The organism is Chryseobacterium sp. FH2 (assembly GCF_001045455.1).
Taxonomy (GTDB): domain Bacteria; phylum Bacteroidota; class Bacteroidia; order Flavobacteriales; family Weeksellaceae; genus Chryseobacterium.
Map to the genome: position 1 here is coordinate 1 of NZ_LFNE01000015.1, position 26,483 is coordinate 26,483.

Below are 26,483 nucleotides of genomic sequence, written 5' to 3' on the forward strand. Positions count from 1 at the left end.
TGCAAATGATGATGAACACACCCATTCTGAAATATTTTGTTTCCGATAACTACCATCTCCAAAGTCCCAAAACTTTGATAAACGGAGAAGGGGAAATCAAGATTGAAGCGAAGGAAACCAATGTAGCAGGAACTCAAAAACTTTTGATGCACTCAGAAGAAATTGTAACAGTAAATTCCAAAGGGACAGTAAATGCAAAAGGACAGGAAGGGACTAATCACACCAATATTGCAGAGACATTTACTCCGACAGATATTTTACTTGATGCTACCTGCATCGTACAGTTTAGACCCAAAAGTAATTGGAAAGGCGAATTTGGCTTCGATTGGTTTAGAATTGGGGACACTGGTCTTGATGGAGATACAAAGTACGATACGTTAATTGGTCAATATTACACAAAAGCAATTTCCGAGCCCACAACAACCAGGAATAATAATGTCAATTTGTGGACAACATTTTTCCAATTAGACCCACAGCCAACCGCTTTTTCAGCATACAATAAATTAGAAACTTTAAAAAATTTATATGGTAATTATCTGTATTCCTTAGAAAACGATTCTTCTGGAAATCCAGTAAGAAAAAGATATTATAGACCTTTTATTACTTTGTTTCCAAGAACTCCGGACCCGTCAAACTCTAGAAAATTTATAGAAAAAGGAGAAGCAGAACTTGAATTATATTTAGAATTTCAGAAAATAGATGGCAAAGAAATAAAACCAGACCAGGTTATTTTTGAAGTAGATGGGGCAATTGCAAATAATTCTCATCCCATCATTCGTGTTGATAAACATACAATTCCAAAAGGAGATTTAAAAAAGAAAATTGAAATAACACTAACTTGTAATGCAACTTTTAATGCAGATAAAGATATTAATGTCGTATCCATTATGCTGGATGAAAAAGGTAATGAGAAAAGCAGACAATCTGCTGGGGTTCTTAGGATTATCGCACCAACAAAACAATTACAAAAAAATATAGTAATTGTAAGAGTACGTACAAGTGCTGGAAATGGAAGATATTCTGGAATAAGGGAATTTAATAGAAATGTAAAACAAGCATTGATTGTTCCAAATATTGTAGAAAAAGTAACGAATTCAAAAGGTTCGTTAGAGGATATTGTTTTAGATGTGCGAAAATCTGCGGACAATTATAATTCTATTGATTTTAACACAGAATTTGGAGTTACAGGAAAAAATCTTGTAAATGAAGATGGTAATACTATAAATCTACAAAATTATTTAAAAGCTGAACTTGAAAGGAAGTATCCTAATCAATTTACCAATCATTTTAAATTATTTTTTTTAGATAATTTGAATGATTATGTGAAAACTAATCTTCCTGATGGAGGATATTCAGAAGCAAGTACATTAGGTTATTCTAACAGAAACACGGATTTTGGAATTATGTTTGGCAATCACGACGATTCAACTATTGGCCACGAATGTCTCCACGGCTTAGGACTTCCACATTCTTTTTATGGTACTGATTATATCTATAAAGCTCTAAAAACTGATAATGTAATGGATTATTCACATTTAACAATTGATAAAGTTACCGGTCTGCCAAGTACAAAATTAGATAGAGTTTCAACTTGGTATTGGCAGTGGAAAAAAGTAAACTCAAATATTACCTAAATATGAAAACACTTTTAATAAATATTATCGCCATACTACTATTTAATAGTTGTAATGCACAAACAAAACAAAAACAATATTATAAATTAAATGCTATGTTTGAAACTTTTGATTTTGAAAAATTTGAAAATGAAAATAACAAATTCAGAAAAGATGAATATTCTGACCAATATATATTTAGAGACAAAGGAATAGTGACTATTATGAAACCGGAAGATATTTCAATTTTACCACCGAACTCATTTTTTACAACATATAAAGAGTTTTATAGTAATGGGAATATTAAAAGTAAAGGAAAATATTTTGGAGATTGTAAATTTTATCGATTTTCTAATAAAATAGGAAATTGGTACTATTTTGATGAAAAAGGAAAATTATTACAGCAAGTAGATGAAGATAAAAAGTTTGGAAAATTCAGCTACAATGAGGTATTAAAATTTTTAGAAACACAAAAATATATTAATCTTAATACAGGAGAAGGAAGAGATAAGATAGAAGTGAAGTATTATTATTCTGATAAATCAACAAAAAAATTATGGTATATTGTAATTAGTATAGGTGAAGCATATCAAATACCAGGAGAAGGCTATCGTGTAGAGCAAAAAGGTAAATGGTATGCTTTAGATGGAAACACAGGTGAGACAATTAAAGAAAAACAATTATTAAATTATAGAGAAATAATACCAGACTTTGAGCAACAATTCCCTTGGTTAATAGAATCAACAGCAGTGTATAAAACCCACGAAGGCAAAGACTATACCCAATCAGAATGGCAAGCCTATGAAGAAGAGGAATATGAAGCCTACTGCAAAAGAACAGGGAGACCTTATACGCCTAAAAGCCAAGAACCAACAGCAGAGAACCAAGGAGACAAAAGTCCTTTCCTTGCAGAAGACTGGGAAAAAGGCGATGATAAAACACCCAGGAAAAAAGGATTTTGGGATAATCTGTTTGGGTAAATAGAATTACTATGAAACATTTTATAATAATTGCTTTTATAATAATTGGGTATTGGAGTTGCACAGTCCAAAGACAAAAGAGCTATGCGACCAATACTAACCCTATAAAAGATTCTATTATGTTTGAAAAATTTAATTTTGAGTTAGATAAGACAGATTATGTGGGATACGAATATGCAGAAGATTCTTATAATAGTTATGGTGCAAATGGCTTTTATAAGCTAAAAAATGGAGGAGTTTTTAACCCTGATGAGGGAGTTGATTATTACAGCTACTACGTAGTTCCTCCTCTGCCAAGTTATTTTTCTTTTTTTTACAGATATTTTAGATTGATAAGGTAACGATACAACCTCATACAACAATCAGCAGAATAAGTAGTTGGTATTGGCAATGGAAAATTGTAAACCCCAATATAAATTAAAGTTATGTGGAATAGATTTTTAGTAATAATAATATTTAGCCTTTTGCAAAATTGCAGAACAGGTATAATAACAGAAGAATTAAAAAAAGATAAGATTATGTTTGAAACATTTGATTACGGAAAATTTGAAATAGAAAATGGAAAATATAAAGACCCTAACCGTTCATCGGATATTTATGTATTTGGTAGAGGTAGAGAAGTAATGGCATCTTGGACGGATATTTATGAGATTCCTCCGTTTCCTTATTTTTACTGGTCATATAAAGAATTTTATGAACAACCTAATCAACCTAACACAATCAAGGAAAAGGGAAAATATTTTGGTGATGTACGCTTGGGTTCGTTTGGAAGAATTGAAATTGGACATTGGTACTATTTTGACGAAAAAGGAAAATTAATAAAAGAAGTAGATGAGGATAAGAAGTTCGGAAAATTCAGCTATAACGAAGTCTTAAAATTTCTGGACAGTAAAAAAGATATTAATCTCAATACCGGAGAAGGCAGAGATAAGTTTGAGGTTCAATATTACTATTCCGATAAATCAACTAAAAAACTTTGGAAAATTTTTGTAAAAATTGGTGAACCTCAAGATGGTCCTCCGCCTCCTGGATATAAATATGAAAAAGGAGAAACTATAAGTTATTCTTATCAAAAAGGCAAATACTACTATTTAGATGGCGATACAGGAGAACAAATTAAAACTACAGATAAACGTTTATTAGATTATAAAGAAATTATACCCAATTTTGAAGAAAAATTTCCAAAACTAATAGAATCTGCACAAATCTACAAAACCCACGAAGGCAAAGCCTACACCCAAGCAGAATGGCAAGCCTACGAAGAAAAAGAATACGAAGCTTACTGCAAAAGAACAGGGAGACCTTATACGCCTAAAAGCCAAGAACCAACAGCAGAGAACCAAGGAGACAAAAGTCCTTTCCTTGCAGAAGACTGGGAAAAAGGCGATGATAAAACACCCAGGAAAAAAGGATTTTGGGATAATTTGTTTGGGTAAATAGAATTATTATGAAAAAAACAATGTTCATCATATTTTTGTCATTTATAGCATTTGGTTGTAAAGGGCAAGAGCCTAATAAAAAGTCAGATACACTAATCAGAAAATCTAAAGAAATGTACTATATACCTAATATAAATTCCAATTTTGAAACATTTGATTTCAAAAGAACAAGAGAAGAAACCTTAAAGATACCTTCACAAGCTGCTGCTTTGCAGGATTCTGAGGCAAAAGAAAAGGGATATTACTATGAAGGAAAATTAGATGAGAACAGGTCTATCTATAGAAGTTTTTTTGAGATAATGGGGGAAAATAAAAAATTTATAATAAAACCCGGAGAATATGATCCTTTGGAAATTATATATTACAATAATTCCCCTTTCATGATACAAAAAACTTTTTATCCTAATGGCAATATCAAAGAAAAGGGGTTAAAAATCGTCAAAGGTAATGTCTATAAAGGAACTTGGTATTATTTTGATGAAAATGGAAAACTGACACATACCATAGATAATGATAAGCTATTTGGTTTTTCTTGGGAAGATGTAGAAAAATTTATGGAAGAACAGAAAATCCCAATGTTATTAGGAAATGCAAATCATAGTGGAAATTCAATTAACCGATGGTCTCCTTTAATTTATCCCCAATCGTCAGAAAAAGATTCTACACAAAAAGCAGGTAGAAAACTATGGAGAATAACATGGAGAGGAGATTCTTTTAATCAATATTTCGAAATAGTTTTAGATGGTGACACTGGAAAAATGTTAACAAGAAAAAAATATTGGGTAAAAGAAGAGCCGGGGGACAATGTGCCAGAACCAATAATAGAAGATTTTACTGCAGTTTATAAAACTCAAAGGCAAAAATTACACAAAATCAGAATGGCAAGCCTACGAAGAAAAAGAATACGAAGCCTACTGCAAAAGAACAGGGAGACCTTATACGCCTAAAAGCCAAGAACCAACAGCAGAGAACCAAGGAGACAAAAGTCCTTTCCTTGCAGAAGACTGGGAAAAAGGCGATGATAAAACATCTAGAAAGAAAAAAGGATTTTGGGATAATCTGTTTGGGTAATCAATTTACAGCTGTATGAAAAACTTTATTCTTTTTTGCCTTTATAATAAGTTTAGCAAGTTACTGCAATGCCCAGCAACGAAAACGTTTTGAAAAAACAAACAAAACAACGGCTAAAAACTAAAAAAATGAAAAGACCCGGCATTAATAATAAATTTGAAACTTTGAATTTGAGGATTATAAGAACGGAATGAAAATTACGAAAAATCCAGATATTGTAAAAAGGGGAAATAAGAAATGTTTATAAATACAGGAAATAAACAGAAAATGAGATGATTGAAAGTAATTGAAATTGAAGGAACTAAAGAGTATTTACTAAGAATAGAACGTATAAAAATTTTATATATATGCGGGAAAAACGGATATATTCAAGATAAAGGACTATTATCTAAGGCTACTCAAATTGCTTTAGACGAAAAATACCAATTTGAGGAAAGCGGCAAACTCATCAAAAACATAGTCCACAATAAAGGTTGGGATTTCAGCTATGAAGATGTAATAGCATTTGTAAAAGAAAAATATAAGGATAAAACATTCACATCGTTGTGAATTGCTTTCATTTTTAAGTATCTTTGAGATATAACACAACAATTCTTGTAATCATGGCAAATTGGTGTAAGTTGTGAATTGCTTTCATTTTTAAGTATCTTTGAGATATTACACAACTAATCATTTTAATCAGATTGGCGAAACCCTGTTGTGAATTGCTTTCAATTTTAAGTATCTTTGAGATATTATACAACTTGACGAGAAAACAGGGAATGCGGAATTTAGTTGTGAATTGCTTTCAATTTTAAGTATCTTTGAGATATTACACAACTCTTACGGAATAATTATACGGACAAAATTAGTTGTGAATTGCTTTCAATTTTAAGTATCTTTGAGATATTAAAAAAAAGATATTATACAACCGATTTTCAAAAGTGGCTTAAAGAACACTAGTTGTGAATTGCTTTCAATTTTAAGTATCTTTGAGATATTATACAACCAACCAGGGCGGGGGAAACCCCGCTTTTAAGTTGTGAATTGCTTTCAATTTTAAGTATCTTTGAGATATTATACAACCTATCAGTATAATGATAAAGAGGGGGATTAGTTGTGAATTGCTTTCAATTTTAAGTATCTTTGAGATATTATACAACTAATTATTAATTTAAGTAGTACAATCCAAAGTTGTGAATTGCTTTCAATTTTAAGTATCTTTGAGATATTATACAACTACCGGGATGGTAACTGCCTCATGTAATCTGTTGTGAATTGCTTTCAATTTTAAGTATCTTTGAGATATTATACAACAAACTTTGATGATTGAAAATGTAATTCTGGTTGTGAATTGCTTTCAATTTTAAGTATCTTTGAGATATTATACAACAAAGTGATTACTTTTGCATCGGATGCCATAGTTGTGAATTGCTTTCAATTTTAAGTATCTTTGAGATATTATACAACCCTCATCAGTATCCTCCTCATCCTCTGCCTGTTGTGAATTGCTTTCAATTTTAAGTATCTTTGAGATATTATACAACCTCAAAAATTAATCCACTGAAATTCAGTGGATTTTGTATTTATTTAGGATTTAAAATTTAGAATAATTCAAGCTGTTGGAAGGTCGGTGGTGGTTCTTCTTTGTTCCTGGCAAAGAAAATCTCAATATCGCCGAATTGTTTATCGGTAATGCACATTATCGCCACTTTACCTGCTTTTGGAAGCATAAATTTCACTCTTTTGATATGTACCTCGGCATTTTCACGACTAGGGCAATGGCGAACGTACATCGAAAACTGAAACAAGGTAAAGCCATCATCCAGCAGAGCCTTACGAAAGCGATTGGCATCTTTCATATTGGCTTTGGTTTCTGTCGGTAAGTCGTATAATACTAAAACCCACATAATTCGATAAGCGTTTAACCTTTCGGCATTCATTTTTTATTATATTATGTACGCTGTAAAAAGTACAATGACCAATCATTCATTTCAATTCAGGATATGAGATGAGTCGCTTCTCTCCTGTATAACATTTATAAAGCGAAGTTGCAGTCGTTTTTACCGCTACCAACAATGGTCTTGTCTTATCATCTATCATCACATCTTTAGTTGCTATTTGCAGGATGTGGGCTTTAAATTCTTTAGTCAGTTCTTCGGATTCAGGATTTTTGGTCAGCCAATCCATTACCAACAAATCGACGAATGGGCGGTAAGGTTCCATCAAATCATCGGCAAGACAGTAAGGATTGTACTTATTTTTATGGAAAATTCCCAGAACAGGCAACAAACCCGTTTCTACAATCGCCCTTGCAACAATACTTCTGAGTACTGAATATCCAAAGTTGAAAAATTGATTAGGCGAATCTCCAAAACGCTGTCTGAGAAAATCCAAACTAATGAGATACTTCCAGTAATGTTGCGCTGCGATGCCTTCCATATTGGTAATATCACCACTTTTGACGTTATTTTGATAGTCAATCATTGGTTCGTAATAGTTGCCCAATCTTCTCAAAACCTCTTTTTGGTTTTCAATTTTACATTCGATGGTTTGTTTCCAGAGTTGTTTTTTGAGAGGTTCGCTGGCTTCTAATTGGTCTTTTATCCGGTCGGAATGTTCGGTGTGACCGTGAAGCGGCAGCATAATTCCGTGTGGCAAATGATGTGTATCGCAACTAACGACCACCACATTCTTCCCCATCATTTTCTGAATGAGCTGATGCGAAATAGTAATCTGAAAATGGTCCAGCATCAGCAATCCCAAATCTTCCACCGGAACTTTGCCTTTCATCTCGTTGGAAGAAGGTTCCATAATGTACATCTGCTCGTCTTTGAGCTTGAGATAGGCGGGATTGCCGATGTAGATGGAGCGGGTTATCATATGCTTATGCTTTTGAGATATTTCCTAACCTATTCACTTTCAACTTCAAACAAACTGATTTTACTTGAATCCCATCAACTGTGTTTTGATTTTTAGACTGTGGACTACCCAGACCTAGCTCATTTTGAATAGATAATTTAATTTCAGTTTTTTCTTGCTCCTTATTTGACATATTGAAAAGCAAACTTGCAATATTTGCAGGTACAAAATTCATAGTTGTTCCACTCCCATCTGTAAATTTATAGATTCTGCTAAATTGCTCTTTCTTTAAATTATTAAAATCAATTAACTTAGGGTTTTCTTTTTCTTCATCTGTCGGAACATAAACTAAATCACTTGGGTTAAGAACAAAAATCAATTTGAACTCTGAATCTTCAGGATGTGTTGCGGGACAAGGCTCAAATCCTTGTTTTAAACTTTCAACAGATTCTCGTAAAGTAGGGATATAAAATTTCCGTTCTGTATTTTTCTGGTAAAAACCACAAAAAGAGTTACTTCCAGCGGCTGTGACAACAAATTTTGTACTTTTTTGTCCTTCTTCCGATACAGAAAACTTTGTTCCCATTGCATCACTTGTTCTTACTTTATAAATAGGACAATGAACCTTACCATTATTTAACTCTACAATGTTTTTGTTTAATTCTTTAACACCATCGGAAGAGAATGCATTTTCAACATCAAATTTTGTTTTACCATCAACAACTTCTTTGTAATTATTAAGATGGTTTTCTAAAATCTTCTGTATTCCTGTATCTGTAATTGAATGAATGGCTTTAATAATTTTATCTGACGGCACAGAAGCAAAAGTTTCTAAATTATTCCCAAATCTTGTTGCCACAAACTTCTCATAAACAGAAACCTTGGGATGTTTACTCTTCAATAATCCTATGATTTCTTTTAGAGATTTACCATCAATATTTTTTAAACCTTCTATCTCTTTTATCAATTCATCATCGACCAAATCATATTTTTCAATTAATGCTTTTTCCAAACCAATTGTAGTAATCTTATCTTGTAACTTGACTTTACCGTAAAATGTATCTTCGTGGAGCCTCTTCCTTACATTATAATTTACAACTTCTTTTAAACCATCTTGCTTGATAATATTAAGTTTTCCATCTTCAGATTTCAAATATTTATTCCAACGCTGACGAATAACACGATTCTTTTGTTTGAAACTTGCTATTGTGTTTTCTAGCGCATTTTGAGCAATATCTTTGAATACTTTGCTTTTAATATCTTTAAACTGATATTCAAATTCATCAATACCATCTTTTGTTTTTATCTGTGCAGGTGGCAGGAAATACCATTCTTTTTCATCATTAAAACCTCTTCTTGAATTCGTCAATTGAAATTTAATTCCTTTTCTTGTATTTAATTTCTCTTCGCTACTTTCTTGTGATGAAATATTGTTTAGGTAGTTAACGTGATTTTCCGTAGTCAAAGCAATTATTAATGCATCCAAAGCGTGATGACGATGGTCTATTCTTTTAGAATCGAAATTTTTATTCGTTTCCTCGGGAACAGTATTGATAAAGACTTTATGTCCATTAATTTCTCTGTAATCTCCGAATAAATTAGTATTAGTTAATTTATTCAATCGTTTAAATCTCGGAGAAATAATTTCATTCCAAGCATCATTCAGTTGCCAATGTCTTTTTAAGGTTGTAGTAATTGTTCCGTTTGTAGCCAAAACATTTTTTGAACGGAATGTATCTTCACCTTTTTCACGAACAATATTGCTCAACAGTTTCATCGCCATTTTAGAGATATATTGACTGTTGTTTAATTGGCTATTTGTAAATTCTTCCGGTATTTCCTTACTTAATAATATTTCTCTTTTTCTACCTGAGAAATTATTATTGACCAAATCTTCGTAATCTTTTATTCCAATTATTTCAATCTCTGAATCGTGTGCAGAACAAAAAACTTTTTTAGATTTTGCATTAGATATAAATCCATAACCTGTAGAAGCTTTTTTTTCTTTATTGATTTCCGTTTCACATATTACTTTATTGTAAAGCGCATTTAGTGTGATACGTTCCTGTGGAAAAATATGTTCAATCTCATATTTTTTTCGGTCAAATAAGTCAGACAATTTAATGAATCTCCCTGAATAAGGGGATTGATACCGTTGGTCCAACCAAAGTTTATATCGTTCAAAATCACTTCTGCTGACTTTAGAAAGCTCTTTTGTAGTTATTTCTTTGATTTCCTTTTTAGTTATTTTTCCATTGGAAAGCTGATATTCGGTATTGTCTTTATCATATTCGATAGACGACAGAAGACTTTCTTCTAATATTCTAAGTTTTTCTTGTTGAAATGGCGATTTTTCTTGTAATGAAGAATTGTTTTGTTTTAACTCACGCAAAAGTTCCACAATTCGTTCATTAGCTTTTCTATTTTCTTTGTTTTGTTTATCGTCCCTTTCTTTTTGTTTATTATTTTTTTTCATCTCCCGACCTAATTCTATATGAATTCTATCGAATAGCTTATTATAAATAATTTTCTCTTCTTCATCTTTTCCTATTTCCTCACCGTAATATTTCCAAATATCTTTAACAACGTGCAAGGTTTCAACCAATATCTTTTCAACTGTTGGGTTATTCAATGAATGTTGTTTGAATTCATTTTTTAAGTAATTTTCAATATCGTAGGGCGATTGCCAAAACTGCACCTCTCCAACTTCAGAATAGCGACCATAAACCAGATAACACGCACTCGAAACCCAGAGACCTTGAAAGTCTTTTATCTCTCCATTGATTTCTTCTTTATCTAGAACTTTTTGCTTTACTTCGTGATTTGTTTTTGAAAGAATGTTCTCAATATCTTTTGAATTCCAATATTTTCCAAGTCTTAAAAATGGCAACATTTTCTTGATTGCCTTTTCGGAATAGGTACCGTAATCATTAGTATACCCTCCGAAAGAGCTAAAATTCTTTACCAAATCTTCGTGAAACTCTTTTGACAAGCCCGATTTGTCTAATAATCGACTGATGATATTAGTTAAGCCTTTAGTAAATTCATCTTTTTTCTTTACAGAATAAAAGAAATGCCAAAGGCTGTATTCGTTTTCAGGCGTTAAAAACGTTCTGTAATCGAAACCTTTAATTCGTTTTGTTCTTAAAATAAAATTGTATCTCGTTGGATTGCAAGGTTCTTTTTCAGATGCGAAATTCCATTTGTAATTTTCAGTATTTATATCTAAATCCTTGTACTTTTTATTTAGAAATCCGAGAATGTCTTTTTCTGTAACACTTTCTCTCTCATTCAAAAAGGCATATAATTCTTCTTTTAATTCGTTAGTCAATAATTGAGAAGTAATATCAAGATTAATTTTAATTTCTTCATTAATAACCTCCTCTTTCTTAATTATTTTCAGCCTTTTAATAAATTGCCATAACCTGAATTCCTGATAAAGCGGATTAGCTTTATGAATAGCTTTTAATGGATTTTTATATTTTTTACCCGTTTTTTCGTCTGTCCGCTCAAAGTTTTCCTTTTCGTAAATACAATTAGCTATCAAGGATTTTTTTGATTTCAAATCCCTCTGATACAAAAGAATATCTTCTTTTATCAAATGATTAAAATCTAATTCTTTGATTGTCTTTTGATGGTTAGGATTGTTAGGATATAAAAGCTGAATTGCCTGCTCATACAAATCTCTATTTTTTAATTCGGGATGAAATTTTTCTTGGTTTTTATAGATTACATCCAACTCCTCACGATAATAATCTCTTTCTATTACAGTTATTAAATCAGCTTTTATCTTTTGTTTTGGATTTTGTAGAAGATTATAATATACAAAAGAAGCAACTCCTTTTGTATTATTTTTTGTATTGAAAGAAGTTAAAGAAGTCTCTGTTTTTAATTTCATTAAAGTCCAATCCTCTTCTTTTGGAATATTAATATTTCTACCCTTATCTGCACCTTTTGGTATTCTAATTCCGTTTTCATCATATTTAGTTTTAATGATGAAATCTCGATTAGTGTCCTTCCATTTTGGAGTAAATTTACTCTGTTGCTCTTTTATCCAGCCTGTTTCCAGTTCTACTTCAAAAATGAAATTTTCTTTTATTTTTCGTCCAGTGTTTCTAACATCCGTTATTAGAAATTCGCGAACTTCATTAATAATGTATTCTGTTTTCTTTGAATCAATTGTGCCTTCGTCATCATATTTGGAGACAATTTCAACCTCTTTTAAGTCTCCGATTTCTGTAATCGGAATTTTCGTTTCTTCTTTATATTTAAAAAGTTCAATCGCTTCATTATTGTTATCAACTAAAACAATTAGGTAAGCTTCTTCATTCTCAATCTTTGTAATACTTTGTACCTTTCCAACAAAATTATCAGTTAATTCTCCTTCTTTTTGCATTTTTTCATCCTGTCCAATTACTTTTTCATAACCTCTTTTTTGGTTAAAGCTTAAAGTAATCCAAGCCAATTGCTCTTTGGTAAGTTCAAAATCTTTATCTGTTACTGCTTTGTGCCTTAAATAATATAACGTCCAATCATAAGGAATTTTAGTTTCGTTGCCATTTTTTCTTTGATAAAACATTTCAGGATATTTTTTCTTAAAATCATTTTCCATCTGATAATAAGCATCTTTAAAAAGGAATTGAAACTTTCTGTTATCATCTTTATAATACGCTAATTTCTCTTCAGCACCTTTTTTAAACTTTCCGCTACGTTTACCTTTTTCATTTTCAAATTCAATGGAGAGTTTATAGTGTTGCGGGAGAGAATTCAATAAATTTAAGACACAATGAAGTCTATCTCTTCTCAATAAATATCTTTCATTGAGTTTTCTTGGAGAACGTAGTGTGGTTCTTTTAGCTGCTCCACTTTCTATTTTGGCACCACTTTCAAATTTTGCAATTTCAGCAGCATCCATTGTTAGAATTCGTGAGCCTAGCCCTTTTATTTTCACAATTTTATTTTCGTGGTCTATTTCTATCAACGCCCACCCAATCGAATTGGTTCCCAAGTCTAATCCAAGTATATTTTTCGCCATAGCTAAATAGTTTATTTGAAATTCCTAAAATTAAACAGAAAAAAATTCATATAAATACGGAAATCCGTAAACTGATTAAATAATTAATTTCTACATTTGTATCCGAAAGCAATTCACAATAAGGATTATTCCGTTGTGAAAACATTTAGAGCCTCGACTATCTTCGGGGCATTTATTTTAAATTCAATATTATTTTTGTTTAATATTTTACAACAGTATACCAAACCCTTCATTACCAAGCAAATATCACATAGTTACTACAAGGAGCATATTGCAAAAATTTTAAATATCATACTACCTTTAAAGCTTTTAATTTTCACATTATTGAAGCAAAAAAACGGCAGATAACATTAATGTTATCTGCCGTTTTTAAATAAAGGAAAGTTTTAACCTTCCTTTAAATTATGCTACGCGTACGTTAACAGCGTTAACGCCTTTTGTACCGTTTTGTAAATCGAATGTTACCACATCGTTTTCGCGGATATTATCTACTAAACCTGAAGTATGTACGAAAACATCTTGACCACCATTTGAAGGTGTAATAAAACCAAATCCTTTGGCATCGTTAAAGAATTTTACTGTTCCTTGTTGCATTGTAATGTATTAAAAAATTATTGTATTTATAAACTTTTATTAGGCGGTTGCCATTACTGCATTGATATATTATTTATCAAAACATTAATAAACCTTTTTGAGCGCAAGAAATGATGTTGGTATTTTTTAGAGCCTTGAAAATATTCAGGTTAAAGTACTGCATCTGATATTGAGCACAAAAATTAGCGGCTGAAAAAGCGAAGACTGAGAAGAAAGAGTAAAAACTCAAAAGTTTCAGAAGAAGCGTCGGCAGGAGCCTTATTATTTTACAAATATACATATAATTTATTGAAAACAAGCATTTTTTGATTTTTTATTTGTTTTTTTTATCAAAACGCAACATACTTTCATCGAGTTTAATATTTAAATTGGTCTTTATCTGTAAAAATTTGACACCCTTGTATTATTTTATTGGTAAGATTTATTAACAAAAAGTCATCCCCTGCAAAAATGACTTTTTGTATATCTGCTTTAAACCAAAACTTAATATCGTGAAATCACAACCCAAGCTGAGCCGGTACTTTGTACTACAATCGCTCTCCCCCAATCACTATTATTCAAATTATAAGTTGTAAAATTACCGCCATTAATTCTGAAAGTCCCGTTAATAGTGACATTCCCGGCCGTATCATTTACTAAGTTATAAATCTTTCCTTGATTGGTTGCAGCAGCCACAGGAAGTGATACATTCCCGGTAACAAGAATTGTATAATCATCCGCAGTTACAGTTCCTGTATTTAATGTTCTGATTTTTTGATTAATTGAAGAAGCGTCTTTCCATGATAAGGTAGCGGTACCTCCCTGACCATTAGTCACTAAAACCTGATTGGCTGAGCCATTATTTCTAGGGAAAACATATGTACCTTCAAGAGCGTTGGATGAATTAACGAAAGAAAACTGTACTCCTTTCGATTTTTCGATAGTTACTGTAGAAGCTTCTCCACTTGTTTTAAAATGGCCTAAAGCCAATTCACTGGTATTTGCAGAATTGGCACTCCCAAAAATTGAAGAACTCACGGTTTGATCCTGGTTATTGGCAACCATTCCGAAAGATCCACCATTTGTATTGGTAAAAGCAGCAATACTCCCGCTTCCGTTGGCTCCTGTAGTTTGGAAATTCGCCATTCCCTGAGACAGAGATAGAACAGAGCTTTCTGTTGCAGAGGCAAGATCCGTATTGTTCGCTACATACATAATATTAAAAGGGGCTCCAGCATTAAAATTAGTGTCAATACCGTAATAATTTCCTCCGCTTTCATATTGAGTTTTGAAATCGCCCATGACCTCTAATTGTTTTGCACTTGCCAACATTGTCGGATTTGTTCCAATAGCTACTTTTCCTTCCTGATAAATGTTCTCTGTATTCTGTGTAGCAGGATCATTCGTTCCCTGAATTTTCCAAGGTTCCGTAGAATTTCCGGAATTGATTTTCACCCACTTATTCAAATCTCCATTAAAATAATAATATCCTATTTCATTTACATCAGCAGTTTGCCCACTTAAGGTGCCCAAAGCAGTTACATAAACCAAAGCTCCGGTTTGGAAAGCTGTGTAGGTCTTAGCATTTAATTGATCTCCGGTAATTTTCGGTGCGATAATCCCATCAAATTTTGAAGTATCCATAGGGTTTCCTACCACTTCAAAGGTAGCCCTAGGAAGGTCAGTATTTACCCCAACCTGAGCAAAAGTAAAAGAGCCTGCCAATAATAAGGCAGGAAATAGTTTTCTTGTCATGTATATATTTGTTTGTTTTTCAGCAAATATATAGTTTATCTCAAAATTTCATCAATTTTTATAAACTTAAATAAAAAATTACTAAAAAAAGACAGCTTTACAAGCTGTCTCTGCAATGTTATGTAAGTTTATTGATTATTTTAGATCAAATCTGTCTGCGTTCATTACTTTCACCCAAGCGGAAACGAAATCATTTACAAATTTCTTCTGAGCATCAGAACTTGCATACACCTCAGCAATCGCCCTCAATTCAGAATTTGAACCAAAAACAAGATCTGCACGTGTTGCCGTCCATTTTTTCTCACCTGTTTTACGGTCAGTGCCTTCATACAATTCATCATCTCCTGAAGCAGCTTTCCATTGAGTACTCATATCCAAAAGATTTACAAAGAAATCATTGGTAAGAACCCCAGGTCTTTGTGTAAAAATTCCGTGTTCTGAACCATCAAAGTTTGTGTTTAAAGCTCTCATTCCTCCAATCAAAACGGTTAATTCCGGAGCTGTAAGATTTAATAATTGCGCCTTATCAATCAATAAAGACTCAGTAGAAACAGAGAATTTTTTCTTTAAATAATTTCTAAAACCGTCAGCAGCAGGCTCAAGATAGCTCATTGATTCCACATCTGTCTGCTCTTGAGAAGCATCCATCCTTCCCGGAGCAAAAGGAACAATAATATGATGACCTGCATCTTTAGCCGCTTTTTCCACTCCTGCACCTCCCGCAAGAATGATTAAATCTGCCAATGAAACTTTTTTACCTCCGGTTTGAGTTTCATTGAATTCTTTTTGGATATTTTCTAAAATTCCCAGCACTTTTTGAAGCTGTGCAGGATTATTTACCGCCCAATATCTTTGAGGTGCCAATCTAATCCTCGAGCCATTTGCCCCACCGCGCTTGTCGCTTCCTCTAAATGTAGAAGCCGAAGCCCAGGCTGTTGAAACCAATTCAGAAACACTTAATCCTGAATTTAAAATTTGTGATTTAAGAGATTCAATATCAGAATTTGTAATTAATTCATGATCTACTTCAGGAATAGGATCTTGCCAAATCAGCTCTTCCTGAGGAACATCAGGACCTAAATAACGAGCCTTTGGTCCCATATCCCTATGTGTCAGCTTATACCAGGCTCTGGCAAATGCATCAGCAAAAGCTTCCGGATTTTCAAAAAATCTTCTTGAAATTTTTTCATATATAGGATCAAACCTTAGCGACAAATCTGTTGTAAGCATTGTCGGTCTGTGCTTTTTATTAGAATCAAATGCATCAGGAATGATTTCTGCTCCGTTTTTAGCAATCCATTGATGAGCTCCTGCGGGGCTTTTCGTTAGTTCCCATTCGTTTTCGAAAAGGTTTTTAAAGAAATAATTGCTCCATTGTGTTGGTGTTTCCGTCCACGTCACTTCCAATCCGCTTGAAATGGCGTCAGCTCCTTTACCCGATTTATAAGAACTGTTCCAGCCGAACCCCTGAGCTTCAATTCCCGCTGCTTCCGGCTCTTTTCCAACATGATCTGCAGGACCAGCACCGTGAGTTTTACCAAAAGTATGACCTCCGGCAATCAAAGCTACCGTTTCTTCATCATTCATCGCCATTCTTCCAAATGTATCTCTGATATCTTTTGCTGCTGCAATAGGATCCGGATTTCCGTCCGGACCTTCGGGATTTACATAAATAAGCCCCATTTGCACTGCTGCCAAAGGTTTTTCAAGATCTCTTGAATGGATATCTCCGTCTGCATCATCATCCGTAGGAAGTACACCACGTCCTTCAACGACTCCTTCTGAGCCATGAGCATAACGTAAATCTCCTCCTAGCCACGTTTTTTCCGAACCCCAATATACATCCATATCTGGTTCCCAGACATCTTCACGGCCTCCCGCAAAGCCAAATGTTTTGAATCCCATAGATTCCAGGGCAATATTTCCTGTAAGAATAAGTAAATCCGCCCAAGAGATTTTATTACCATATTTTTGTTTGATTGGCCACAATAATCTTCTGGCTTTATCAAGGCTTACATTATCCGGCCAGCTATTTAAAGGTGCAAAACGCTGCTGTCCTGCCCCGGCTCCCCCTCTGCCATCACCTATACGATAGGTCCCCGCACTGTGCCAGGCCATACGAATAAAGAGAGGACCATAATGCCCAAAATCTGCCGGCCACCAGTCTTGAGAATCTGTCATTAAGGCATGAAGATCTTTTTTTACAGCTTCCAAATCCAAGCTTTTAAAAGCTTCTGCATAATCAAAATCTTTATCCATAGGATTTGAAAGTGAAGAATGCTGACGAAGAATATCAACTCTTAGCTGATCGGGCCACCAGTCTAAGTTTTTTGTACCACCGCCGGCAACGCTTTGTTTTTTCATAGTTCCGTTGTGGAACGGACATTTACTTATGTCATTTAAATCATTTTCCATTATCGTTTAATTTTTTATGTTGATTACAGTTAAATTCATTGTTAAGAACAAGGCAAACTTACAACAGTTAAAATATAAATACAATCTATCAAAAATATTTTTACAATAGTTAAAAACTATAACACATTTATATATACTAATTTCCTGACAGCACAACAGCAAAATGCATTATTATGCAATTAAATTAATAAAATTTTATATTATTTTAAACAAATAAGAAGATCTGGAATGCATATTTAGAATAATTCAATTCAATGGTAATACTTCCTTAATTTTTAAAGTTTTTATTTACCAAAAATTTAATTAACTTTATCTGTTTAGAAAACTTGAATTTCAGGATATGAAAAAAGTATTAATTGTGCTCCTGGTAGCCTTTATCATCATACAGTTTTTTCCGATTGATAAAACAAATCCGACTCCGACTCCGGGTATGGATTTTTTGAGAATAAAAAAAACACCACCCGATATTGCAAAAATCATCAACACATCTTGCTATGACTGCCATTCAAACGAGACGAAATATCCTTGGTATTCAAGTATAGCGCCTTCATCATGGTTCCTGAAAAATCATATTGATGAAGGAAGAAAACATTTAAATTTTTCTACCTTTGCCGTGTATGAGCCTAAAAGACAAGCTCATAAACTGGAAGAATGTATTGAAATGATTGAAAAAAAGGAAATGCCTTTAGAATCATATTACTTGGGACATCAGGACGCAAAATTAACTGATGAACAGAGAAAAATTTTAATTCAATATTTTAAAAAAGTAAAAGAGGATACAGAAAGAGCAATGGTATTTTAAATCTAAAAATCATGCAGGAAAACTGGCAAAATAAATATATTGTATTTTTCGACGGAGATTGTGGAGTCTGCAATTTTTGGGTACAATGGATTTTAGAAAGGGATAAACATGATAAATTTATGTTTGCTTCCTTGCAATCTGATTTTGGCCAAAAATTTTTATCGGAAAGAGGTTTGAAAACAACAGAATTCAATACCATGTATCTTTGGAGTCCCAACAGATATTATCTGATAAAATCACGTGCGGTTTTACAAATTGCCAATTTATTAGGTGGAATTTATAAGCTTTCGGGTATTGGTAAAATTCTGCCCGCCGCTCTAAGTGACCAATTTTATGACCTGATTTCCAGAAACAGAATGAAACTGGCAAATCAGAAATGTTATTTGCCGACACCTCATCAGAGGGCGAAGTTTATTGAGGTTTAAGTGTAAATCAATAGATATTTCGGCTTTGCTCAGCATGATATCTACCTTCTTCTTGATATTTAAATACAAAGACTGCTTCAAAATTGAAACAGTCTTTTTTATATCTCTATTACATTTTTATTGATTCAATGACCAAACCGAATAAGAATTTGGAGCACATTGGATTTTAACCCATTTATCACTCTGTGTTGTTGGGTACCAACTTGAACTTCCTGTAAAGTCTTTAATTTGCTGATTTGCCCAGTTTGTCTGAATCCATCTTTCCTGCCAGCTTGAAGAACTATTGATATAAACAACTAATCCGGGATTTCCGTTGTAGCCGTTTCTCCTTGCAATGTATTCGTCATTATCTGTATATAATATTGAGGTGTTTCCCGTAGCTTTGTTATTATGAATCCAAATCAGATTGTTTAGCCTTTCTTTATTCAGCCATTCTTCATAATCACGGTAAAAAATTGTAGGATATCCTTCATGTGTTAAAATATATGCATACGCCAACATTTTATTATAAATAATATCCGTATCATGATTTGCCACAAAAGTTACTGCTTTATAAGGATTTCTTTTCCACATCATGTCATCATTTAAAGCGTTTAAATTTCCATTGTCAAAAGCTTCATCCATTTTATAATATGCCGCAAAATCAAACACAGAGCTGTTTGCATTGTTTGCCCACCATTCCAAAGTATTTACATTCGAATCCCATAATTCTCCGACAGAAAATCCGCCAACGCTGGAATTCCAGGCATTCACTACCCAAGGTCCGAAACCTTTCACATAGTCAAATCTCCAACCGTCAAATTTCATTACATTTTTATAATATTTTGCAACAGAATCATCTCTTCCCCAAAGCCAATCCTGAACGTAAGGATTCGCATGGCACAAATCGGGAAAACCTCCAAAAGCACCCTCATCATTATTTCCGTAAGCATTTTTATAAAAATCATTGTAATTTCTTGGAAATTTTCCTGAGGCCACCCCTGAGAAGTTCGTCCATGTATTTGTTCCTGTGTAAGGATTTGCTTCAGATTGCCCGCCACTATTATGATTAATTACAATATCAGCATAAACCTGCATATTTTCCGTATGAGCCTGCGTAATCAGGGCTTCAAGTTCTGTTCTTGAACCAAAACGTGTTTCTATGCTCCCATTTTGGTTGTAATTTCCAAAATCGTAATAATCTGTCGGATCATATCCCATTGAGTATGCTCCGTTTTGAGCCTTTGAAGCAGGAGGTAGCCAGATTGCTCCGATTCCGGCATTTGACCAGTCAGTGACTTTAGTTTTTACGGTATTCCACCAGTTTCCGCCATCGGGAACATCCCAATAAAAACCCTGCATCAAAACTCCGCCTCCCGGACCTGATACAAATTTTCCTGCTGCAGCTCCGTCTCCTGTACTGAAAGGACGCCCGTCATGTTTTGTAACATTCACAATTTTATCGTGAACTTCATTTTTCTCGAGGGTTTCATTAATCATCTCATCATTATTCTGACAAGAGCTGACAAAGCCTAAAGCCAGAAGAGAAAGTAAGAAATGTGTTTTTTTCATATAGAAAGTTTTAATTATTAAACTATCAACCAAATTACAATTTTATTGATATAAATCACATTTGCCAGGAAAAAAAATTGCTATTCAATAATAACATTTAAAAATCATTATTTAAATTTTCATTAAAAAATCATAAACTTTTAAGATTTTCGGTACAATTTTTCCATTAATCCATATATTTGCAGACTATGGAATACAATACCCAAAAACCCCAGCTTCATATACCGGAATACGGTAGAATTATACAACAGTTGGTTGAACGTTGCAAAGAGACTTCTGACAGAAATGAAAGAAACGAAATGGCAATGGCAATCATCGATTTTATGGGTCAAAGAAACCCCCAGCTTCGTGATGAAGAAAATTACAAACATAAACTTTGGGATCATTTATTCATTTTAGCTAATTATGATTTAGATGTAGATTCTCCATACCCGTTTCCTACCAGAGAACAGCTGGCTGAGAAACCAAAGACTATGGAATATCCTAAACTTCAGGGTGAATTTAAATTTTACGGAAAAAGTATTCTTCAGTTAATCGAAAAAGCAATAGAGCTAGAAACAGGTGACGAAAAAGAAGCCTTAATCGAAGTGATTGCTAACAATATGAAGAAATCTTATAACGTATATAATAAAGAACATGTAACAGATGATGTAATTTTCCGCCATCTGAAAGAGCTTTCCGAAAACAGACTGGATCTTACCGGAATAGATACTCTTGAAAAGAGTAAAATCTATTACACCAGCAATAACAGCCGGAATAATAACAATAACAACAGGGGTAATAATAATAAAAACCAGTCTAACAGCAATAATAATAACAATAATAAAAGAAGGCACACCAATAATAATTATAAGAACAGAAAATAATGAGCGGAACATTTCAAATAAGAGGAGGAAAAAGATTGCATGGTGAAATCACTCCACAAGGAGCAAAGAATGAAGCTCTACAGATTCTTTGTGCTGTTTTATTAACAGATGATGAGGTAAAAATTAAAAATATTCCGGATATTCACGATGTAAACAGGCTGATTGAAATTTTAGGCGACTTCGGTGTGAAGGTTACAAAAAACGGGCAGGGAGATTATACGTTTAAATCTGATAAAGTTAATTTTGATTATATAAAGTCTAACGAATTCAAAAAAGACGGAGCAAAACTCAGAGGTTCCATCATGCTGATGGGTCCTATGTTAGCAAGATATGGCGAAGCTTATATGCCTACTCCGGGAGGTGACAAAATCGGAAGAAGAAGATTAGACACTCATTTTCAGGGACTTGTAGAACTTGGTGCAGAATTTCATTATGATGAAGAAGAGTTTTTTTATTCATTAAAAGCTAAAGAACTTAATGGTAAATTTATTTTACTTGAAGAAGCTTCTGTAACAGGAACTGCAAACATTGTAATGGCTGCTGCCTTAGCTAAAGGAAAAACCAGAATTTATAATGCTGCTTGCGAACCATATCTACAGCAACTTTGTAAGATGCTGAACAGAATGGGAGCAAACATTTCGGGGATAGGATCGAATCTTTTAACCATAGAGGGTGTAGATTACCTTCACGGAACTGAGCACACGATGCTTCCGGACATGGTAGAAATCGGCTCTTGGATTGGTCTGGCGGCGATGACAAAATCTGAAATCACCATCAAAAATGTAAACTGGAGCCAACTGGGAGTAATTCCCAATACATTTCGAAAATTAGGAATTCAGCTTGAACAAAGCAACGATGATATTTTCATTCCGGCTCAGGAAAATTATAAAATTCAGAAATTCATTGACGGATCTATTCTTACCATTTCAGATGCACCCTGGCCAGGATTCACACCTGATTTATTATCAATTATTTTAGTGGTGGCAACCCAGGCGAAGGGAAGTTTATTAATTCACCAGAAAATGTTTGAATCAAGATTATTCTTCGTTGATAAATTAATCGACATGGGCGCTCAGATCATTTTATGCGATCCGCACAGAGCAACGGTAATCGGATTGAATCAGGAAACTCCATTGAGAGGAACCACAATGACCTCTCCGGATATCAGAGCAGGAAATGCACTTCTTATTGCAGCACTTTCCGCAGAAGGAAAATCAATCATCCACAATATTGAGCAAATCGACAGAGGTTATGAAAATATTGACGGAAGACTGAAAGCAATCGGAGCAGATATTGAAAGAATTTAATAAAAAATTGAAAGTTAGGAGCTAAATACTAAAAATTAGTTTTTAAATCTTACTATAGAACAAAAGCGTTCAGTTTTCACTGAACGCTTTTTTGGAAATTAAAACTATATGAATCTATCTCAAGAATATTTTCTGCAGACGTACTCCACAGTTGTACTCAAAAGTTTATTATTAATCAGATAATATTCAAGCTGCTGAAAATCATCTGAATTTACATTAATATATAATTGTACCGAACCAAAACTATTTCCATTCACATATTCCACGTTAGCTGACAACACTCTATGACATATCCCGAATCTGTTATAAATAGTATTCATCAAATGTTCGAACTTCATCTTCCCATTCAATTCTATTTCCAATATTAATTCTTTCTTTGGCAGGTTTAATTTGTTTTGTAAAACCTGCAGATTTGGATTAGGTGTAGTCATACTAAACATTTTTTGGTTAACATTATTGATTCAAGCTTTATTGAGCCTCAAATCTTTAGCAAAAATATAAAAAAATATTAGTCTACCAAATTAGTAGACTAATATTTTTTTATTTTAACATTTAAATTTTTACTTTCCTGCAGATTTTAATAAAATTGTACTCAATCCCAATAAAAAAGCAGACCTTAGTCCGCTTCTGCCAATATAGATATATCTTTTTATTTTAATTCTTTTGTTCTTTCCAGTTTATCAGAACCAGCCAATCCGTTTGGATTACAACCCAGCTCCCCTTCCGGAACTTTGAGGTTTCTTTTTTGATAAAATTCTTCCCAGAAAGCATTCGTTTTTCCTGTTTTAGGATCTTTAAATGTCATAGGCTCCAATTTAAAAATATGATCTTTTCTAAAAGCCCTTTCGATAAAATCTGAGCAGTAATAAGAATTTTCATCTAAAATATAATTGAAATTATAAGGCTTACCCAACATCAACTTTGCTTCTTCAATAGCAGAAGGAATTGTTTTCTGATATTCAGGTCTTAAACGATAAACTACAACATTTTGCCCATCTTCGGCTTGATCTTTCAAAAAATCGTTTAAGGTTTGCCTTTGAGAACCACCTTTCGGAGCCGCATGAAGAACAAAAAACGCCCTTCCGTCTTTTTCTAAAATTCCGATATGATCAAATGAAGCATTTCCTTGTTTTTGAGTAACATTATTAATCGCTCCTGACAATCCGGTTTCTTTTGCAGTGACAAAAAGCAGATCTCCATTTCTTAAATCTGAACCAATATTAGATTTACATCCGGAAAGAAAAAAATAAATACCAATTAATATAAATACCTTAAAATTATTTTTTAAAATTCGACTCATAACATTCAATCCAATTTTCAACAGTCATTTTTTTGCTCAACTCGGCGATTAATTCAAAAGGGATATCATCCAGTTTTCTGAAACGGATACAGGACTTTCCCATATCCAGTTTTCTTTTAGAATACTTTGGAAATTGGGATACAAACCAATCTAGCAAATCAGGCTTAGCATACATTCCCATATGATAAAATGCAATAAAGTTTTTCTGAGAAGCCAATGCCATAAAAGGAAGCGGTGACCCCGGCGTACAATGATACCCGGCAGGATAAGCCTCTAACGGAAACGCCCATCCAACCATTCCGTAGCTGTTGGTTTCCTGAAAACCTTTCGGCAAATGGTCATTAATAAGATCAAAAAGCTTTTTAAAAACAGTCTGTCTGTCTTCAGGAATCTTTGAAATATAATCTTCTATTGAGGTCGCTTGAATCTGCATTTTCTATCAAATTTAAAATGTTTAAAATAACAAAATTTATCAATACTTTGATTTAAAAAATTTAATTCAAAAATAAAAAAGCAGCTGCGTATTACACACAACTGCCTGGGTAGAATTATATAAATCCGAAAATTACTTTTTAATAGCCTTCAGGGTAGTTGCAGAACCATCCTTAAACTGAACGGTTACTAAATACAATCCGGCATTAAGATTACTTAAATCAAGCTCTTTTGTAGGATTACTAATAGTTTTTACAACTCTTCCTGAAATATCATTTACGACAACAGATTTTGCGTCTTTTACATCAGAAAGATATAATACATCTTTAAACGGATTCGGGTTGACAGATATATTTTTCTTGTTTGCCATCACTTCCGAAGTGCTTAGCGAAACAGGTTCTACAACAAAATTATCAACAAAGAACTCATAATCCGGAACATCATCAACTGTTCCGTCAGTTGCATATAAAGCAAAAACAGTATTCGCGGCATTATACCCCGTCAGATCATAAGAAAAACTATTAGCTGAGTTCGAAGGTAAAGCTGTTGTTGCATCCCAAGTCTGCAGGATTGTCCATGTTGAGCCTCCGTCATTAGAAACCAAGAACTGAACTCTGTCATCTGATCCCATAGATGATGCCGGCCCAGTAGAATTATACGCAGTAACACCATAATCAAATTTCACTCTATATCCGCCAGCCGAAAGATCAAAAACATTCGTTTTCAGCCATCCTGTTCTATTTGTTGTATAAAGGTTAATCTTCATAGCTCCCGAAGTGCCACTATTTAAGAACCCGTCTGACACCCAATATGCTGTAGTTCCTGTAGGACCTGTTGCTGGTGTACCTCCGGAAAGAGCATTTGCCCAGCAGTTCCCCGGAACAGTGGCAAAATCATTTAAATAAGGAGGAACCACCGAAGCGCACAATGTTTTAAACGTACCTGAGAATGACCATGCACTTTGTCCTGTAGTGGTTGCACATTTTGTTCTTACCCAATAATAATAGGTGGTAGAAGGAGACAAATTAGGAATCGTAGTAGAAGTTCCCGTAATATTTGTAAGTATAGCAGCTGTACTGCCTGTAGGAGCTGTATTTGTGGTACTGTAATAAATTTCATAGCCCGAAGACTGAGTATACGCAGGAACCGTCCATGAAACCTGGGCTGAGCTGGAAGTAAGCGCTCCAACAGGCTGCAAGGTAGGCGCAGAGCAATCAGTATAAATATCCGCAGAAAAAGCAAAAATATTTGAAATACCTACACTTGTTCCTACTTTAGTTATGGTGATACTTTGAATTGGCTTTGCCTGATTCGCGGTATCAATACTTAATAAAGCCTGATAAAATCTAGGGTTCGTTGTATTGGGTTCCAAAACATCATTTGTTCTATTGATTCTACCAATTCCCTGAATAGCGTAATTTGAACCTCCGTACCAATCTGAAAGCCCTTGATTTGAAAATGTTTGAGTAGTTCCATCAGTAAAATTTACAGTAATATCTACATTAGAAGTTCCACTTCCACTTGTAGAAAGCATGTATAATTTAGTTACAGGCGTAGGCGTTACCAAAACAAGAGTTCCGGACTGCCCGTTTGCCGCCAATCTTAAAGAGTTATCCGAACTAAGATTGGCTAATTTAAAGCTCAATCCCGGGGTACTCGTCACCACTGTATTGATGATTCCATCTGCGGGGACACCGTAAGTAAGAGGTGTACTTGAAGGCGTCAACTGAAAATCTTTAGCCACGAAAGCAAAGGAAACCCCATCTACATCAATATTTGTACTTAACGCTGATGAGCCAATACCATTCGCTATAACATCGGCATTATAGCCAGACTGAATTGCTAATTGTTGATAATTTTGCGCTGAAAAAAGAGCAGCTGTAAAAAGAGCTGTAAAATTAACAACTCCAAAAAATTGATTTATTTTCATATTACTTATTATTGTTGCTGTAAATTTATAAAAAAAGTAATACAAATCAATTTATTTTAATTATTTAATACTAATATTTATTTAAATTTAAATTATAAATTAAGCAAATAGACAAAACCAAATAACAATTTAAGTATAAATAAACATA

The 26,483-nt window shown here is 33.5% G+C and carries 19 protein-coding genes, 1 pseudogene and 1 CRISPR repeat array; of the genes and pseudogenes, 9 read left to right on the forward strand and 11 right to left on the reverse strand.

From position 1 onward, the window contains the following. The 5 genes and pseudogenes from ACM39_RS19310 to ACM39_RS17725 form a co-directional block, all read left to right on the forward strand. Positions 1-1,634: pseudogene (locus ACM39_RS19310) on the forward strand (hypothetical protein); the annotation flags it as partial. Positions 1,635-1,636: 2 nt separating this feature from the next. Continuing rightward, complete coding sequence (locus ACM39_RS17710) at positions 1,637-2,593, forward strand: hypothetical protein (RefSeq protein ID WP_131701486.1); 957 nt, start codon at positions 1,637-1,639, stop codon at positions 2,591-2,593. A 119-nt stretch (positions 2,594-2,712) separates the two neighbouring features. Continuing rightward, positions 2,713-2,934, forward strand: a complete 222-nt coding sequence (locus ACM39_RS17715) for a hypothetical protein (protein WP_131701487.1) — start codon at positions 2,713-2,715, stop codon at positions 2,932-2,934. Positions 2,935-3,111: 177 nt separating this feature from the next. Continuing rightward, entirely contained in the window at positions 3,112-4,029 is a 918-nt protein-coding gene (locus ACM39_RS17720; RefSeq protein WP_131701488.1) for a hypothetical protein, read from the forward strand. A gap of 11 nt (positions 4,030-4,040) precedes the next feature. Then, a complete protein-coding gene (locus tag ACM39_RS17725; protein ID WP_048512385.1) occupies positions 4,041-4,979 on the forward strand; it encodes a hypothetical protein in 939 nt (312 codons plus the stop codon). Between the two features lie 666 nt (positions 4,980-5,645). Then, positions 5,646-6,629: direct repeats of the CRISPR family, unit length 47 nt; unit sequence GTTGTGAATTGCTTTCAATTTTAAGTATCTTTGAGATATTATACAAC. 57 nt (positions 6,630-6,686) lie between these two features. On the opposite strand, the gene cas2 is transcribed toward ACM39_RS17725, so the two are convergent. The 6 genes from cas2 to katG all read right to left on the reverse strand — a co-directional run bounded on the left by cas2 (position 6,687) and on the right by katG (position 17,722). Further along, entirely contained in the window at positions 6,687-7,025 is a 339-nt protein-coding gene (gene cas2 / locus ACM39_RS17735) for a CRISPR-associated endonuclease Cas2 (protein WP_048512387.1), read from the reverse strand. Between the two features lie 46 nt (positions 7,026-7,071). Continuing rightward, positions 7,072-7,965 carry a type II CRISPR-associated endonuclease Cas1 gene (cas1, locus tag ACM39_RS17740; RefSeq protein ID WP_048512388.1) on the reverse strand — a complete coding sequence of 298 codons (894 nt, stop codon included), beginning with the start codon at positions 7,963-7,965 and terminating at the stop codon, positions 7,072-7,074. A 4-nt stretch (positions 7,966-7,969) separates the two neighbouring features. Further along, a complete protein-coding gene (cas9, locus tag ACM39_RS17745) occupies positions 7,970-12,979 on the reverse strand; it encodes a type II CRISPR RNA-guided endonuclease Cas9 (RefSeq protein ID WP_048512389.1) in 5,010 nt (1,669 codons plus the stop codon). A gap of 402 nt (positions 12,980-13,381) precedes the next feature. Continuing rightward, positions 13,382-13,573 carry a cold-shock protein gene (locus ACM39_RS17750; RefSeq protein ID WP_048512390.1) on the reverse strand — a complete coding sequence of 64 codons (192 nt, stop codon included), beginning with the start codon at positions 13,571-13,573 and terminating at the stop codon, positions 13,382-13,384. Positions 13,574-14,056: 483 nt separating this feature from the next. Further along, positions 14,057-15,307, reverse strand: coding sequence for a hypothetical protein (locus ACM39_RS17755; protein WP_048512391.1), 1,251 nt, complete (start codon positions 15,305-15,307; stop codon positions 14,057-14,059). Between the two features lie 135 nt (positions 15,308-15,442). Further along, entirely contained in the window at positions 15,443-17,722 is a 2,280-nt protein-coding gene (gene katG / locus ACM39_RS17760) for a catalase/peroxidase HPI (protein ID WP_048512392.1), read from the reverse strand. Positions 17,723-18,062: 340 nt separating this feature from the next. Here katG and ACM39_RS17765 point away from each other — a divergent pair, with 340 nt between their 5' ends. Further along, complete coding sequence (locus tag ACM39_RS17765; RefSeq protein WP_048512393.1) at positions 18,063-18,524, forward strand: heme-binding domain-containing protein; 462 nt, start codon at positions 18,063-18,065, stop codon at positions 18,522-18,524. 11 nt (positions 18,525-18,535) lie between these two features. Continuing rightward, on the forward strand, positions 18,536-18,949 hold the full coding sequence (locus tag ACM39_RS17770) for a thiol-disulfide oxidoreductase DCC family protein (protein WP_048512394.1): 414 nt from the start codon (positions 18,536-18,538) through the stop codon (positions 18,947-18,949). A gap of 117 nt (positions 18,950-19,066) precedes the next feature. Here the strand turns inward: ACM39_RS17770 and ACM39_RS17775 are convergent, their stop codons facing one another. After that, the gene (locus ACM39_RS17775) at positions 19,067-20,500 is read right to left on the reverse strand and encodes an alpha-amylase (RefSeq protein WP_048512395.1); all 1,434 of its coding nucleotides are present in this window, start codon (positions 20,498-20,500) and stop codon (positions 19,067-19,069) included. Positions 20,501-20,688: 188 nt separating this feature from the next. Between ACM39_RS17775 and ACM39_RS17780 the strand changes: the two genes are divergently transcribed. Together ACM39_RS17780 and murA are read left to right on the forward strand one after the other, a co-directional pair. Beyond that, positions 20,689-21,366 carry a DUF4290 domain-containing protein gene (locus tag ACM39_RS17780; protein WP_048512396.1) on the forward strand — a complete coding sequence of 226 codons (678 nt, stop codon included), beginning with the start codon at positions 20,689-20,691 and terminating at the stop codon, positions 21,364-21,366. Further along, positions 21,366-22,673 (forward strand): UDP-N-acetylglucosamine 1-carboxyvinyltransferase, encoded by a 1,308-nt coding sequence (murA, locus tag ACM39_RS17785; protein ID WP_048512397.1) that lies wholly within the window; start codon positions 21,366-21,368, stop codon positions 22,671-22,673. The genes ACM39_RS17780 and murA overlap by 1 nt, the downstream gene beginning before the upstream one ends. Positions 22,674-22,792: 119 nt before the next feature. Here the strand turns inward: murA and ACM39_RS17790 are convergent, their stop codons facing one another. The 4 genes from ACM39_RS17790 to ACM39_RS17805 form a co-directional block, all read right to left on the reverse strand. Beyond that, positions 22,793-23,104, reverse strand: a complete 312-nt coding sequence (locus ACM39_RS17790) for an NIL domain-containing protein (protein WP_048512398.1) — start codon at positions 23,102-23,104, stop codon at positions 22,793-22,795. A gap of 218 nt (positions 23,105-23,322) precedes the next feature. Further along, the gene (locus ACM39_RS17795) at positions 23,323-23,973 is read right to left on the reverse strand and encodes a YiiX/YebB-like N1pC/P60 family cysteine hydrolase (RefSeq protein WP_048512451.1); all 651 of its coding nucleotides are present in this window, start codon (positions 23,971-23,973) and stop codon (positions 23,323-23,325) included. After that, positions 23,951-24,406 (reverse strand): DUF1801 domain-containing protein, encoded by a 456-nt coding sequence (locus tag ACM39_RS17800; protein WP_048512399.1) that lies wholly within the window; start codon positions 24,404-24,406, stop codon positions 23,951-23,953. The genes ACM39_RS17795 and ACM39_RS17800 overlap by 23 nt, the downstream gene beginning before the upstream one ends. Positions 24,407-24,538: 132 nt before the next feature. Beyond that, positions 24,539-26,335 carry a T9SS type A sorting domain-containing protein gene (locus ACM39_RS17805; RefSeq protein WP_048512400.1) on the reverse strand — a complete coding sequence of 599 codons (1,797 nt, stop codon included), beginning with the start codon at positions 26,333-26,335 and terminating at the stop codon, positions 24,539-24,541. Between the last annotated feature and the right edge of the window lie 148 nt (positions 26,336-26,483).

Excerpts from the sequence above, each read along its gene's own strand:
- ACM39_RS17795 (WP_048512451.1), bottom strand. The coding sequence starts at position 23,973 with ATGAGTCGAATTTTAAAAAATAATTTTAAGGTATTTATATTAATTGGT.
- ACM39_RS17800 (WP_048512399.1), bottom strand. The coding sequence starts at position 24,406 with ATGCAGATTCAAGCGACCTCAATAGAAGATTATATTTCAAAGATTCCT.
- katG (WP_048512392.1), bottom strand. The coding sequence starts at position 17,722 with ATGGAAAATGATTTAAATGACATAAGTAAATGTCCGTTCCACAACGGA.
- ACM39_RS17790 (WP_048512398.1), bottom strand. The coding sequence starts at position 23,104 with ATGACTACACCTAATCCAAATCTGCAGGTTTTACAAAACAAATTAAAC.
- cas9 (WP_048512389.1), bottom strand. The coding sequence starts at position 12,979 with ATGGCGAAAAATATACTTGGATTAGACTTGGGAACCAATTCGATTGGG.
- ACM39_RS17755 (WP_048512391.1), bottom strand. The coding sequence starts at position 15,307 with ATGACAAGAAAACTATTTCCTGCCTTATTATTGGCAGGCTCTTTTACT.
- ACM39_RS17710 (WP_131701486.1), top strand. The coding sequence starts at position 1,637 with ATGAAAACACTTTTAATAAATATTATCGCCATACTACTATTTAATAGT.
- ACM39_RS17750 (WP_048512390.1), bottom strand. The coding sequence starts at position 13,573 with ATGCAACAAGGAACAGTAAAATTCTTTAACGATGCCAAAGGATTTGGT.
- ACM39_RS17775 (WP_048512395.1), bottom strand. The coding sequence starts at position 20,500 with ATGAAAAAAACACATTTCTTACTTTCTCTTCTGGCTTTAGGCTTTGTC.
- ACM39_RS17715 (WP_131701487.1), top strand. The coding sequence starts at position 2,713 with ATGTTTGAAAAATTTAATTTTGAGTTAGATAAGACAGATTATGTGGGA.
- cas1 (WP_048512388.1), bottom strand. The coding sequence starts at position 7,965 with ATGATAACCCGCTCCATCTACATCGGCAATCCCGCCTATCTCAAGCTC.
- ACM39_RS17765 (WP_048512393.1), top strand. The coding sequence starts at position 18,063 with ATGAAAAAAGTATTAATTGTGCTCCTGGTAGCCTTTATCATCATACAG.
- ACM39_RS17770 (WP_048512394.1), top strand. The coding sequence starts at position 18,536 with ATGCAGGAAAACTGGCAAAATAAATATATTGTATTTTTCGACGGAGAT.
- ACM39_RS17725 (WP_048512385.1), top strand. The coding sequence starts at position 4,041 with ATGAAAAAAACAATGTTCATCATATTTTTGTCATTTATAGCATTTGGT.
- cas2 (WP_048512387.1), bottom strand. The coding sequence starts at position 7,025 with ATGAATGCCGAAAGGTTAAACGCTTATCGAATTATGTGGGTTTTAGTA.
- murA (WP_048512397.1), top strand. The coding sequence starts at position 21,366 with ATGAGCGGAACATTTCAAATAAGAGGAGGAAAAAGATTGCATGGTGAA.
- ACM39_RS17805 (WP_048512400.1), bottom strand. The coding sequence starts at position 26,335 with ATGAAAATAAATCAATTTTTTGGAGTTGTTAATTTTACAGCTCTTTTT.
- ACM39_RS17780 (WP_048512396.1), top strand. The coding sequence starts at position 20,689 with ATGGAATACAATACCCAAAAACCCCAGCTTCATATACCGGAATACGGT.
- ACM39_RS17720 (WP_131701488.1), top strand. The coding sequence starts at position 3,112 with ATGTTTGAAACATTTGATTACGGAAAATTTGAAATAGAAAATGGAAAA.